The 12,031-nt window shown below is 56.7% G+C and carries 12 protein-coding genes and 1 pseudogene; 1 reads left to right on the top strand and 12 read right to left on the bottom strand.

Annotation, left to right across the window (positions count from 1 at the left end):
• Positions 1-16 precede the first annotated feature (16 nt).
• The 4 genes from D5041_RS13505 to D5041_RS13490 are packed head-to-tail and all read right to left on the bottom strand — an operon-like array spanning position 17 to position 1,948.
• Positions 17-895, bottom strand: coding sequence for an RHS repeat domain-containing protein (locus D5041_RS13505; protein ID WP_265257058.1), 879 nt, complete (start codon positions 893-895; stop codon positions 17-19).
• Positions 892-1,209: a sugar-binding protein gene (locus D5041_RS13500; protein WP_265284922.1), complete on the bottom strand. Its 318-nt coding sequence runs from the start codon at positions 1,207-1,209 to the stop codon at positions 892-894. The genes D5041_RS13505 and D5041_RS13500 overlap by 4 nt, the downstream gene beginning before the upstream one ends.
• A gap of 22 nt (positions 1,210-1,231) precedes the next feature.
• A complete protein-coding gene (locus D5041_RS13495) occupies positions 1,232-1,459 on the bottom strand; it encodes a hypothetical protein (RefSeq protein ID WP_265281128.1) in 228 nt (75 codons plus the stop codon).
• Positions 1,460-1,516: 57 nt separating this feature from the next.
• Positions 1,517-1,948, bottom strand: coding sequence for a hypothetical protein (locus D5041_RS13490; protein ID WP_265284921.1), 432 nt, complete (start codon positions 1,946-1,948; stop codon positions 1,517-1,519).
• Here D5041_RS13490 and D5041_RS13485 point away from each other — a divergent pair.
• On the top strand, positions 1,932-3,269 hold the full coding sequence (locus D5041_RS13485) for an IS4 family transposase (protein ID WP_456119846.1): 1,338 nt from the start codon (positions 1,932-1,934) through the stop codon (positions 3,267-3,269). The two genes, D5041_RS13490 and D5041_RS13485, sit on opposite strands and share 17 nt — an antisense overlap.
• A gap of 339 nt (positions 3,270-3,608) precedes the next feature.
• Here D5041_RS13485 and D5041_RS13480 read toward each other — a convergent pair whose 3' ends face one another.
• The 8 genes and pseudogenes from D5041_RS13480 to D5041_RS13445 form a co-directional block, all read right to left on the bottom strand.
• A complete protein-coding gene (locus tag D5041_RS13480; protein WP_265257062.1) occupies positions 3,609-4,025 on the bottom strand; it encodes a hypothetical protein in 417 nt (138 codons plus the stop codon).
• 9 nt (positions 4,026-4,034) lie between these two features.
• Positions 4,035-4,925 (bottom strand): RHS repeat-associated core domain-containing protein, encoded by an 891-nt coding sequence (locus D5041_RS13475; protein WP_265257063.1) that lies wholly within the window; start codon positions 4,923-4,925, stop codon positions 4,035-4,037.
• Positions 4,922-8,395 carry an RHS repeat domain-containing protein gene (locus D5041_RS13470; protein ID WP_265284920.1) on the bottom strand — a complete coding sequence of 1,158 codons (3,474 nt, stop codon included), beginning with the start codon at positions 8,393-8,395 and terminating at the stop codon, positions 4,922-4,924. Before D5041_RS13470 ends, D5041_RS13475 begins: the two co-directional genes overlap by 4 nt.
• Before the next feature lie 262 nt (positions 8,396-8,657).
• Complete coding sequence (locus tag D5041_RS13465; protein ID WP_265284919.1) at positions 8,658-10,265, bottom strand: carboxyl transferase domain-containing protein; 1,608 nt, start codon at positions 10,263-10,265, stop codon at positions 8,658-8,660.
• Between the two features lie 53 nt (positions 10,266-10,318).
• Positions 10,319-10,972, bottom strand: a complete 654-nt coding sequence (locus D5041_RS13460; protein WP_265257065.1) for an HAD family hydrolase — start codon at positions 10,970-10,972, stop codon at positions 10,319-10,321.
• Between the two features lie 29 nt (positions 10,973-11,001).
• On the bottom strand, positions 11,002-11,211 hold the full coding sequence (locus D5041_RS13455) for a hypothetical protein (RefSeq protein WP_138927973.1): 210 nt from the start codon (positions 11,209-11,211) through the stop codon (positions 11,002-11,004).
• Positions 11,190-11,615 carry a barstar family protein gene (locus D5041_RS13450; RefSeq protein WP_010107760.1) on the bottom strand — a complete coding sequence of 142 codons (426 nt, stop codon included), beginning with the start codon at positions 11,613-11,615 and terminating at the stop codon, positions 11,190-11,192. Before D5041_RS13450 ends, D5041_RS13455 begins: the two co-directional genes overlap by 22 nt.
• A gap of 104 nt (positions 11,616-11,719) precedes the next feature.
• A pseudogene (locus D5041_RS13445) lies at positions 11,720-11,920 on the bottom strand (ribonuclease domain-containing protein); the annotation flags it as partial.
• Positions 11,921-12,031: the final 111 nt, after the last annotated feature.

Below are 12,031 nucleotides of genomic sequence, written 5' to 3'. Positions count from 1 at the left end.
CATCCATTACCAGCGGCTATTGTGCATGTTGGTTTCCACACGAAACGACGAGGAGCCTCCCTGCTGCACTGAGCGCCTGAGCAGAACGCGTGTTCAAGATGATGGTCTTGCCATCTCGAACGATGTAGTCAATCGGAACTTCAGAGGGTTTCAGTGCACCCGAGCGAAGCGCCGCTGCTACATCATCAACGCTCTTGCCAGAAAAATTGCCGTGCTTACTGAACATCGCCCCATAGGTCTTTTGCGCGAATTGAGCATCGGCGCCTATTCCCTTTGCAGCAACCACGGTCCCCCGATAGGCCGCAATCCCTACCGCAGCCCCACCAGGAATCCCGGGCACTGCAATGGCCGCGCCGTCCAAAGCTATACCAGCAACATCCGTCGCCGCACCAGGCCAGTTGCCAACACTAATGTTATCTCTGAGGCTTTGAAAACCTAGGGTCAGACTAAAAGCATCCCATATTGTGTCAGCAAACTTGCCGTCGGGATCCACGTATTTGTTGGGATTATTGTTTGCATACGCATAGCGATTAAAGCTATGCGGCTGCTCTGGTACCAAATCCTTGGGGTCAATTCCGGTAAAACGCCCAGTCAAGGGCATATAGTAACGGGCCCCCATGTACGATAGCCCGGTCTGGGAATCGTATGGCTTGCCTGCAAACCACAGCTTGTTGCCAGCGCTGGTGGTGGTTTCCCGTTGCCGTTGCCCATAGGGCAAATAGCTTTCCTTCCAGACCAAGACACCGCTGGCATTGCTCGCCATCATGGGCGTGCCGGCAATGTCGTTGTGAAAATACGTAATGGTCGCCTGCGCCATTGCGTTGGCCCCAAGGGCCACAGAACCCAGCAGGAGAACTGCGCGGGCCAGAAAACGGTTCAGCATGCTGCGGGTCATTGCGTGGACTCCTTCTGGGCAACGCGCTTGCCGTTCAAATAGATGTACTGAATCAATTTCCCTGGGGATCCCGGGGTGTATTCGGCGAGCAAATTTCCGTGCGCTCCATGGAACTCATGGGTCTTGGTGACGCCTTGGGTGACACTGGTCCGCTTCTGATTCGCGTCGTACGCATACTGCACGCTGCTGGCGGGGGTCGCGCAATTGACGCACTTCAGATTGGGCACTGCGTCGTAGGTGAACGTTCGTCCCCCACCGCTGGCAATATTGCCCAGCGTATCGTACGTATAGGTGGCTGACAGCGTGCTTGGCACGGCACTCAGGCTGCTCAATCGGTTATTCGCATCGTACTGGTAGGTCAGCTGCGTCCCGGGGATGTTCTGTGCCGTGATGTTTCCAGAACCACTGGAAAAGATTTTCGCCGTTAATTTCACTTAACCCAATAAATACATCCCTTGGAACTCCTTTTTCCCACAATTTCTGCTGCAGCACATCTTTGCCGTACTCAGGATCCAACAAATGTCCCGACTTCGACCAAACATCAAACTCACGAACATATTTCATTTTTCCTGGCCTCACGGAAAGTAACGGTGACCCCAGATAGAGCCTTTTTTCTATGCGTCAGTTTATTGGAGTCATGTCATCCGGATCAATAACAATATGTCCAAACTCAGAGATAATTTTTACGATCATTGGCAATAGCGTCGGTTCAGCATCGATTGGTAGATGTATCCAAGCCAAGGCTCTACCCTCCAAATATTCAAGAAACTTTGCCGCCGACTCCTTGGATTGCATGCTGTCAGGTAGTCCGTGGCTCAAACAAAACTCCTTAAATGAATCTTCTGTTAGTTCACCAGATTGAATGGCTAACTTCAAATTCTCACAGTGCGTTTCCTCAGGAATTGCACTTAAGCCAAGAAAAACATCCTCTGGAATACCCTTTTTCCACATCGCCTGCTGTAACACTTTGCCCATCTCTTTATACACAAGCCCCCGAGCATAAGCTATGCTACCTATTTCATAGCGAAAGCACACAATGAACTGGGTAGCCACGGAATTCAAGAGCATGAACCTGGGGGACCCCAGACGCAAACAGCGTGCGATCCACCTGATCGAGAGCTTGAGCGCCAAGCCCACGGCCAGTATCCCCCAAGCCTGCGGCGATTGGGCCGACACCATCGGAGCCTACCGCTTCTTTGGCAATGAGGCGGTCCAGTGGGAAGCCATCCTGGCGCCGCACATCGAAAACTCGGTGGCCCGCATGGCGGCGCACGAGCATGTTTTGTGCATCCAGGACACCACCGAACTGAACTTCAATGGGCAAAAGGCCAAGGGGTTGGGGCCACTGAGCTACGAGGCCCAGCGCGGCATGTACCTGCACCCCACGTACGCCATCTCCACCTCGCGCGAGCCGCTGGGTGTGCTTGATGCGTGGATGTGGGCACGACAGCCGCGCCAGAGCGATGGTAGCCGTCCTGGCGTCAGCGAAAGCCTGCGCTGGATAGAGGGCTACGAACGACTGGCCGAGATGGCCCCGCAGTTGCCCAATACACGACTGGTCTACGTGGCCGACCGCGAGGCTGACATCATGGCCCTGATGGTGCGAGCACGTGACTTGGGCGAGCCAGTGGACTGGTTGCTGCGCAGCAAACACAACCGAGTTCTCGGAGAAGACGACAAACTGTGGAGCCGGGTGACGGCGGGTGATTCGCAGGGAGAGATTCGTTTCACCCTTGCCTCGCGCCAGGGGTCGCGCCCTCGTGAAGTGGTACAGCAAGTGTGGGCGCAAGCGCTGGAGTTGCCCGATGGCCACGGCGGGTTTGTGCAGGCCACATGCATCGTTGCCCGGGAGGAGCCGCTGGCGAATGGCGAAAAGCCCATCGAGTGGAGATTGCTGACGAACTTGCCCGTGGAGACCCTGGAGCAGGCCGCCCGGATGATCGACTGGTACCGGGCGCGCTGGGAGATCGAAATGTTCTTTCATGTGCTCAAGAACGGTTGCCGGATTGAAGCCTTGCAGTTGGGCAGTGTCAGCAAGATAGAACGCGCGGTGGTGTTGTACATGGTGGTGGCGTGGCGCATTGCCCGGCTGATGCGACTGGGGCGTAGTTGCCCGCAACTGGATGCGCAACTGATGTTCGAGCCCGACGAATGGAAAGCGGCGTACATCCTGAACAAGCAAGAGTTGCCCAAGGAGCCGCCCACGCTCAACGAGGTGGTGCGGCTGATTGCCAGGCTGGGGGGCTTTCTTGCGCGAAAGCGCGATGGTGAGCCCGGAGTCAAGACCATCTGGCTGGGAATGCAGCGCATTCTTGACTTTGCCGCTGGCATCAGGTTCTGTCGCGAGCTTCAGGCTCAGGGGAGCTGTGTATAACGAAATGCACTTTGCCGTACGCAGGATGCAGCAAATGTCCCGGCTTTGACCAAGCCTCAAGTTCACGAACGTATTTCATTTTCTCAGTCTCCCTTGGGATATCTAATCTTGATGTTCTTACTTCCGTAAGGACGATTGATATGCAGTGTTTTCAAACCCGTACTTATCGATGTATGCATACCAGCGACGTTAGCATCTGGCAATAACAGTGTCGCACGCACTGTGCTAGCAATCACGCTGCTCACGTGGGCGACCTCCGCATCTTGTGCAATAACGCCGTGTTCCATATGAAGCGGCATAGAGCCGTTGTGTTCCACACGAAACGACGAAGGGCCTGTATCAGTTGATTGGAGTCATATTATCCGGATCAATGACAATATGCCCGAGTTCAGAAATGATTTTTACGATCATTGGCAATAGCGTCGGTTCGGCATCAATTGGCAGATGTATCCAAGCCAATGGTCTACCCCGCATGTATTCAAGAAACTTTGCTGCCGACTCCTTGGAGTGCAAGCTGTCAGGCAGTTCGTGACTCAAACAGAACTTCTTGAATGAATCTTCTGTTAGCCTACCAGATTGAATGGCCAACTCCAAATTTTCGCAGTCTACTATACTGGGAATTTCACTTAGACCAAGAAACACATCCTTTGGAACTCCTTTTTCCCACAATTTCTGCTGCAGTATGTCTTTGCCATACTCAGGATCCAGCAAGTGTCCCGGCTTCGACCAAGCTTCAAGTTCACGAACATATTTCATTTTTTAACCTTACGGGATATAGCGGATTTTGATATTTTGACTTCCGCGAGGACGATTGATATGTAGTGTTTTCAAGCCTGTGCTTGTCGATGTATGTATACCAGCGACGCTGCCATCTGGTAATATTTTTTGACCGTTTGAGCCTACAGTTCCTGGCAGTGAACCGAAATCTTGCTCTGCAGTGGCAACACTGTTAGGTTTGGTGTAATTTCCCTTAGAATTATCCCCTTTGGAGTCAGTCTCTTTATCCAATCCACTAGTCACCCCATCAACAATCGTATCAGTTTCTCCTTTTGGAGTGTCTGCCTTTTCATTGAATACCCAGCCAGATGCTAGTTCAAGCACGTCTTTCGTACGTTGCATGAACTGAGTACCCGCGCGTGCCATTTGCGCCCGTTGCTCGGGCGTCATATGGGTTGTTGCAACTATGCCAGTAATTGCAACCCCAGCCACTACCACCGGAACGATAACGCTTGGAGATCTGCCGTCGAGATCAATATACTTATAAGGATTGTTGTTTGCATACGCATAGCGATTAAAGCTATGCGGCTGCTCTGGTACCAAATCCTTGGGGTCAATTCCGGTAAAACGCCCAGTCAAGGGCATATAGTAACGGGCCCCCATGTACGATAGCCCGGTCTGGGAATCGTATGGCTTGCCTGCAAACCACAGCTTGTTGCCAGCGCTGGTGGTGGTTTCCCGTTGCCGTTGCCCATAGGGCAAATAGCTTTCCTTCCAGACCAAAACACCGCTGGCATTGCTCGCCATCATGGGCGTGCCAGCAATGTCGTTGTGAAAATACGTAATGGTCGCCTGCGCCATGGCGTTGGCCCCAAGGGCCACAGAACCCAGCAGGAGAACTGCGCGGGCCAAGAAACGGTTCAGCATGCTGCGGGTCATTGCGTGGACTCCTTCTGGGCAACGCGCTTGCCGTTCAAATAGATGTACTGAATCAATTTCCCTGGGGATCCCGGGGTGTATTCGGAGAGCAAATTCCCGTGCGCTCCATGGAATTCATGGGTCTTGGTGATGCCTTGGGTGACACTGGTCCGCTTCTGATTCGCGTCGTACGCATACTGCACACTGCTGGCGGGGGTCGCGCAATTTACGCACTTCAGATTGGGCACTGCGTCGTAGGTGAACGTTCGTCCCCCGCCGCTGGCAATATTGCCCAGCGTATCGTACGTATAGGTGGCTGACAGCGTGCTTGGCACGGCGCTCAGACTGCTCAATCGGTTATTCGCATCGTACTGGTAGGTCAGCTGCGTTCCGGGGATGTTCTGTGCCGTGATGTTTCCAGACCCGCTGTAAGAGATGTTCCCCGTTCCTTGCGCAGTCGTCACGCGGCTCAGGCGATCCATGTCGTCATAGCTGAAAGAACGGTTGTACAGGGAATCTCTGTAATCCATGATTCTAGTCAGGTTACCTACCGCATCGTAGCTGAAAGTGAAGTCCCCATAGTATGTTCCGGAGCGCGAGTAGGTAACAAATGTACTGGGCAACAGCCGGGAGTTTTGGCCATATATGGATTGAGTACCATTTGCATACGATATTTCCTTGACCTGCCCGGATGGCCAGTAGCTGACGGCATCGATGTATCCCGGAATCGAAGTCGGTCGCCCGAGGCTGTTCACGCTGTACGTGACTGTATCTCCAGAACGGGGGTACACAATGGATGTCAAATGGTCGTTTTCATTGTAGCCATATTGCGCAGTCCAGGATATACCGCCCGCAGAGAGTTGCTCGCTCTTGAGGTTGCCATTGCCATCGTAAGCAAACTGGCGTGTTGCATCCGAGGATATGCTGCTCAACAACCGATGCGCGCCATCATAGGCGTAGGCCACGGACGGTGTGGATCCAGGGTACACAATGGTTTTCAGCCGGTTCTGCTGGTCATGGGTATACGAGATGATCCCTGCAGAGCCCGTGCTTTTTGACGTCATATTGCCTGCCGCATCGCGGCCGTAGGTGGTGGTCCCCGACTCAGGATGGGTTGCAGAGATCAAATGGCCTGCCGTATTGTATGCATAGCTTCTGCTCATCCTGTCCTGCGTTGCAGAGGTGATCAAGTCCCTGCTGTTGCGGCTGTAGCTGACACTGGCACTGCTCTCGGGAGTGCTTATTCCCATCAGAAATTCCTGGTCGGGATTTCCATAGGCCCTATAGGTGTAGGTTGTGGAATTATTACGCTCGTCGCGGATAGTTTTGGAATTACCGCCGTAGCTGATGGTCTTGGCGGTGTTGTCGGCATTTTGAATCCGGGTCACACGGTGCAGATTGTCGTAGGAATAGGTTCTCCCGGACCGGCTGTTGTCGGGATCAGACTCGAACGTGGTGCGTCCAAGTGCATCGACAGAGTATGTGCTTGAAATCCCGCCACGGTTCAGTTGAATGAGATGACCGTAGTCATTATAGGTACGGGTCTCGGTGAGTGATCCACGCGTTGCGGTGCGGGTATTGGTTCCGTACGCGATGCTTACGCGATTTCCAACAGGCGGCTCGATGGAGGTGATCCGGTTCAAGCCATCGTAGCTGTAGCGGGTGGTGTGGCCGCTGCCGTCGGTTTCAGAAACCACGTTCCCTGCATCGTCGACTTGCCGGGTGATGGAGATGCTCTCGGGTTGGCTTTCGTTTTTTGGAATGCCACGCATATGATTGGAATAGCGATGCGTCAACGACCGGGGAAAGGTGATGCTTTCCACATTCCCTTGCGTGTCATGGCTGAAACTCACAGAGACACCATTTCTGGTTTCCGTGGTCAGATTGCCCTTGCCATCGAACTGCCGGGTGATTGAATTTCCGGAGAAGCTTTCGTTCTGCACCTGTCGGATGATCCACTTCGGGGTGTTGATGTAGTAACTTGCGGTCGTCGTTCTGCTGCCCCCATTCGGACCTGACTCCGAAATTGAACGCGGATTTCCATACTCGTCAAAGTTGCTGTAATCGGTGCGGTAGCTCACGCCATTGCGGGTGATCGTTTTCTGCGTCAAAAGCGGGGCGTTGGTTTGCAGATAGTCGATTTTGAACAAGAATGCGCCTGGACGAAAATAGGTTTCGGATGATATTTTCTGTCCCTCCCATGTGTACTGCTCTGCTTGCGTGTTGCCAATTGTTTTTTCTACCAGCAAACCGACCTTCCAGAGATTTCCTGCACTCGCGTATATCGGCCCGATGTGCTTGTAGGTGCTTGTTCCTGCGGGGCCTGTCACGGTGGTGGTGTCCAGGGATCTCGAATTGCCCGGAGCATAGCTGAAAGTCCAATTTTCACCGGAACCCAGTGACTTTCTGCTGACGACGTCAGACCGGCTGCGAGGGTTTGATTGGGTGTCAAAATAAACATGCTCATACGTGTAGTCGATGGTTCCACCATAGGGGTTTTTTGCAGACCGCATCAGATAGCTGCCAGCTGAAAGACCTTTGTTGCCGTTATAACCATAAACCCAGGTGTTGCCGTCCGGTCTTGTGACGCTGGTCAGTTGATAAATATCGAGGATCCCGGAGGACTGATAATTGTACTGATAGGTTTGTCCGGCGCTGGTAATGCTTCGAATTCTTGCGGACCTGGTTCCCGGGTCGTGGTAGCTGAATGACATTGAACGACCATCGCTGGTCGTGATGTTCCGGATCTCGGGGCTTGATTCACTTGTGTATTGAATGGAGATGTAGTTTCCGTTGCGATCCGTGATCTTTTTTGTATACCACTCATAAACAGGCGATCGGTTGGAGTTTGCACCAGTCGATTGGGACATTTCATAAACGACTCCGTCGGGAGACGTGACGATGAGACCACCCCCTCCCGGGTAGCATTCTGCCTTCCAACGCTGTGCAGTGATTGCCATGGGGGACATACTGCTCGTGAATGTCAGCAGTTGCCGGCTGCCATCCGGAAGTTCCAGGACTGGATTGTCCGCAATGGTTTGGCGGTTCATGTTGATGCAAGGATGGGCGTCGCGCGCTTTCAGGATGCGGCCAAAATGGATCGTCCACCCCCACCCCGCCGTGGTCCTGGGTTGGGCCGGATTGGCGGAGTTGATGTTGCTGCTATTGTAGGAGCGGATGATTTTCAAATCCAGCCCGCCGTTGCCCGGAATGCGGATGTCAACATAGTGGCGCTGCAGAGATCCGGTAAATGGATCGATATTTTCGTGATGGCTTTGATTGACAAAATCGCGACCCGGCTGGATACCGGGTTCTTTGTAGAAATCGGGTATCACTTCCTGCGCATTGGCGACAGCAGCGCTTGCGCACAGGATCAGGCCGAAGCGTTGAATGATTCTCTTTAATATCATATATTCCCCGTGTGATCGATGACCGGATTTCAAGCACCTGAAATTCCCCGCCTTTTGGTGCTCAACGACCATGCTGGTCATGAAGCGCAAAACCGCCACCGTGCAACCGAACGATTCGGTTGGGGATTGGGGTGTGGGCTTGCGCTGCTGGTGCAGCGTGCCATGTAGGCCACTGTTCGGACCGACTTGGCAACGGCAGTACGCTGCACGCAAGCAAGTGTACTATTCAGGTCACAATTCTGCGCATGCATAGAAAAAATTTATGCTTTTGACACAATTGGTTTATTTTGCAATCACGTTGCTTCACGGGCCGGGCGACGCCCATGGGAAATACCGCTTGCCCTTACATGCGGAACAAACCAAAGCGCGTGTCTTCGATCGGCGCATTGCGCGCGGCCGCCAGGCCCAGCGCGAGCACGCGGCGCGTGTCGGCGGGGTCGATTACGCCGTCGTCCCACAGGCGCGCCGTGGCGTAATAGGGGTGGCCCTGGGTTTCGTACTGCTGGCGGATCGGGGCCTTGAAGGCTTCCTCTTCCTCCAGGCTCCATTGGCCGCCCCGGGCCTCGATGCCCTCGCGCTTGACGGTGGCGAGAACGCCCGCAGCCTGCTCGCCGCCCATGACGCCGATGCGCGCGTTGGGCCACATCCACAGAAAGCGCGGCGCGTAGGCCCGGCCGCACATGCCGTAGTTGCCCGCGCCAAAGCTGCCGCCGACGATGACGGTGAACTTGGGAACGCTGGCCGTGGCCACGGCCGTGACCATTTTCGCGCCGTGGCGCGCGATGCCCTCGTTCTCGTACTTGCGGCCGACCATGAAGCCGGTGATGTTCTGCAGAAACACCAGCGGGATCTTGCGCTGGCAGCATAGTTCGATGAAATGCGCGCCCTTGAGCGCGCTTTCGGAAAACAGGATGCCGTTGTTCGCGATGATTCCCACGGCCATTCCCTCAATGCGCGCAAAGCCCGTGAGCAGCGTGGTGCCGTAGCGCGCCTTGAATTCGTCGAACGCGCTGGCGTCGACGATACGGGCGATGATCTCGCGCATGTCAAAGGGCTTGCGCGCGTCCACCGGGATCACGCCGTAGAGTTCTTCGGCGGCAAATCGCGGCGCTGCAGGGGCCATGTCTTGCGGCGCCCGGGGCTTGCTTCGGTTCAGATTGCGCACTGCGTCGCGCGCCAGTTGCAGCGCGTGCAGGTCGTTTTGCGCCAGGTGGTCGGCGACGCCCGACAGGCGCGTGTGCACATCGCCGCCGCCCAGGTCTTCGGCCGTGACGAGTTCGCCCGTGGCGGCCCTGACCAACGCCGGCCCGCCGAGAAAGATGCTGCCCTGGTTCTTCACGATGATCGACTCGTCGCTCATGGCCGGCACGTAGGCGCCGCCCGCCGTGCAACTGCCCATGACCACCGCAATCTGCGCGATGCCCATGGCGCTCATATTCGCCTGGTTGAAGAAAATGCGACCGAAATGCTCGCGGTCGGGGAAGACCTCGTCTTGGTTCGGCAGGTTGGCTCCGCCCGAGTCGACCAAGTAGACGCAGGGCAGCTGGTTCTGCTGCGCCACCTCCTGCGCGCGCAGGTGCTTTTTGACGGTGAGCGGGTAGTAGGTGCCGCCCTTGACCGTGGCGTCGTTGCATACGATTACGCAGTCCACGCCGCTGACGCGGCCGACGCCGGTGATCAGGCCGGCGCCGGGCGCGGCGTTGTCGTACATGCCGAGCGCGGCGAGCGGGGCCAGTTCCAGGAACGGCGTTCCGGGGTCGAGCAGCCGTTGCACACGCTCGCGCGGCAGCAGTTTGCCGCGCGCCACGTGCTTGGCGCGCGCCGCTGCGCCGCCGCCCTGGGCGATCCTGTCGAACTGCCCGCGCAAATCGTCCACCAGCGCGCGCATGGCGGCGACGTTGCGCAGGAAGTTGTCCGACCGGACCTTGACTTGGGTGTCGAGAATGCCCATGCGCAGTTGGGGGAGGGCTTGGCAGCGCTTGCCGGGAGACTGCGCCGCGCGACTCAGCAGCCGAGCAGTCCGGGCAAGTCGGCCATGCTGCGAAACACTTGCGTGGCGCCTGCGGCGCGCAGTGCTGCGCCGTCGTCCTGCGGTGCGTAGGCAAACACCATGGCGCCTGCGGCCACGCCGGCGGTGACGCCCGTCACCGTGTCTTCGACCACCGCACAGCGTGCGGGCGCAATCTGGAGCGCGGCCGCGGCCGCCAGGTAGACGTCGGGGGCGGGCTTGGTCGCCGGCATCTCGTGGCCGCTGAAGACGCGCCCCTCGAAATAGGGCGTGAGTCCTACCTTGGCCAGTTGCATCTCCACCTTGTGCCGGTCGGCTCCGGAGGCGCAGGCAATGCGCCCGCCGTAGTGCGCGTGCACCCGATCGATGGTTCCATGGATATGTTCGATGGCCGTCAGGCGCTGACCCAGTTCGGCGTTGCGCCGCGCATAGAAAGCATCAATCCACACGTCGGTCAGGGGTCGACCCGTGTGGGCCTCGATGCGCGCGGCCTCGTTGCGCACGGCCTTGCCGACGAAAATCTGCATGCATTCGTCGGGGGTCAGGGCCCAGCCGGCTTCCTCCAGCATGTCGCGCAGAACGCCGTTGGCGATGGGTTCGCTGTCGACCAGCACGCCGTCGCAGTCGAACAGGATGGCTTCAAATTTCATGGCAGTGGGGCGCACGCCCGGGGGATTTTTCAGGCGGCACTGAGCCAGTATCCGGTGTTGAAGGGGCTGCTCATGCGCAGCGCCTGGGGGGAGACATCGACAAACTTGTCCGTGGGCATCTTCTCGGCGGTCTCGCTGATGATGTCCACGTCGTCGGTGCCCTTGGCGTCGCTAGCCTCGTTCGCCCGTTCTGCTTGGCTGGTGAATGCAGAACGGGCTACAGAAAAGAATAGAAACATCGGAACGGGACCTTGCGGTCGCCCCAGTAGTCGGCCGTGTCGCGAAAGACGTCGAGCAGTTGCTCGCGCGCTTCCTTGTCGAACTTGCCCGCGGTCGGGATCTGCTCCAACACCACGATGAATCCGGGCTGTGGGCCCGATTTGTGCAGGGGATCCGTCATGCAGTCGTACAGCGCATCGAAATTCTTGCCGAAATGCGACGGGAGGATGAATTGCTCGGCAAGCAGGTCCAGCACGTCCTGCTTGGACTGTGCGGTGGCCAGGTTGGCGTACAGGAAATGGTGCCCCATGGCGGTGGCGGCATCCTGCAGGTCCTGCACGCGGAAGGCGCGAATGGACTGCACGATGTTGGTGCGCACGCCACGCAGTGGCGTTTCCGGGGGTTTACGAGGTGGCGTCTGCATCTGCGCTACTCTTTCTTTACATGGTCCACAAACTTCCGGCGACCCGCAGGATGCGGGTGGGGGATTCAAGAGGATGCGGTTGCCAGGCTGTTTCCGGCCCGTGTTCACCGCATCGGGGGTGGCTCGACGATCTCGCGAAAACTGGCGCAGTGGTCTCGGGTGCCATCGCAGGCGTCCGGAGCGCGGGGCTTGCCGCTGCATACGATGCGCTGGTCATCTCGGTGGTTCGATCCTGGCGTTGCAACGGTGTCTTCACGGTAATAGCCCCGCTCGCGGTTGCCAAAAATCGAGCCGTCCTTGTCCCACGTTGTCCCAAGCAAAGGAGCCGGCTTCACGGGTCAGCGCGCCCCCGGATGGCTACAGCCTTCAGCATCAACGAACCTTTCAGAAACTTACGGGTTTACCCGAAATTTCGA

Source organism: Verminephrobacter aporrectodeae subsp. tuberculatae (assembly GCF_026127385.1).
Classification (GTDB): Bacteria; Pseudomonadota; Gammaproteobacteria; order Burkholderiales; family Burkholderiaceae_C; genus Acidovorax; species Acidovorax aporrectodeae.
The sequence above is the reverse complement of the archived record's forward strand: the minus strand, read 5'-3'. Positions and strand labels throughout refer to the sequence as shown.

Coding starts and splice junctions, on each gene's coding strand:
- D5041_RS13465 (WP_265284919.1), bottom strand. CDS start 10,265: ATGGGCATTCTCGACACCCAAGTCAAGGTCCGGTCGGACAACTTCCTG.
- D5041_RS13460 (WP_265257065.1), bottom strand. CDS start 10,972: ATGAAATTTGAAGCCATCCTGTTCGACTGCGACGGCGTGCTGGTCGAC.
- D5041_RS13480 (WP_265257062.1), bottom strand. CDS start 4,025: ATGAAATATGTTCGTGAACTTGAAGCTTGGTCGAAGCCGGGACACTTG.
- D5041_RS13450 (WP_010107760.1), bottom strand. CDS start 11,615: ATGCAGACGCCACCTCGTAAACCCCCGGAAACGCCACTGCGTGGCGTG.
- D5041_RS13485 (WP_456119846.1), top strand. CDS start 1,932: ATGAACTGGGTAGCCACGGAATTCAAGAGCATGAACCTGGGGGACCCC.
- D5041_RS13475 (WP_265257063.1), bottom strand. CDS start 4,925: ATGACCCGCAGCATGCTGAACCGTTTCTTGGCCCGCGCAGTTCTCCTG.
- D5041_RS13455 (WP_138927973.1), bottom strand. CDS start 11,211: ATGTTTCTATTCTTTTCTGTAGCCCGTTCTGCATTCACCAGCCAAGCA.
- D5041_RS13505 (WP_265257058.1), bottom strand. CDS start 895: ATGACCCGCAGCATGCTGAACCGTTTTCTGGCCCGCGCAGTTCTCCTG.
- D5041_RS13495 (WP_265281128.1), bottom strand. CDS start 1,459: ATGAAATATGTTCGTGAGTTTGATGTTTGGTCGAAGTCGGGACATTTG.
- D5041_RS13470 (WP_265284920.1), bottom strand. CDS start 8,395: ATGACCAGCATGGTCGTTGAGCACCAAAAGGCGGGGAATTTCAGGTGC.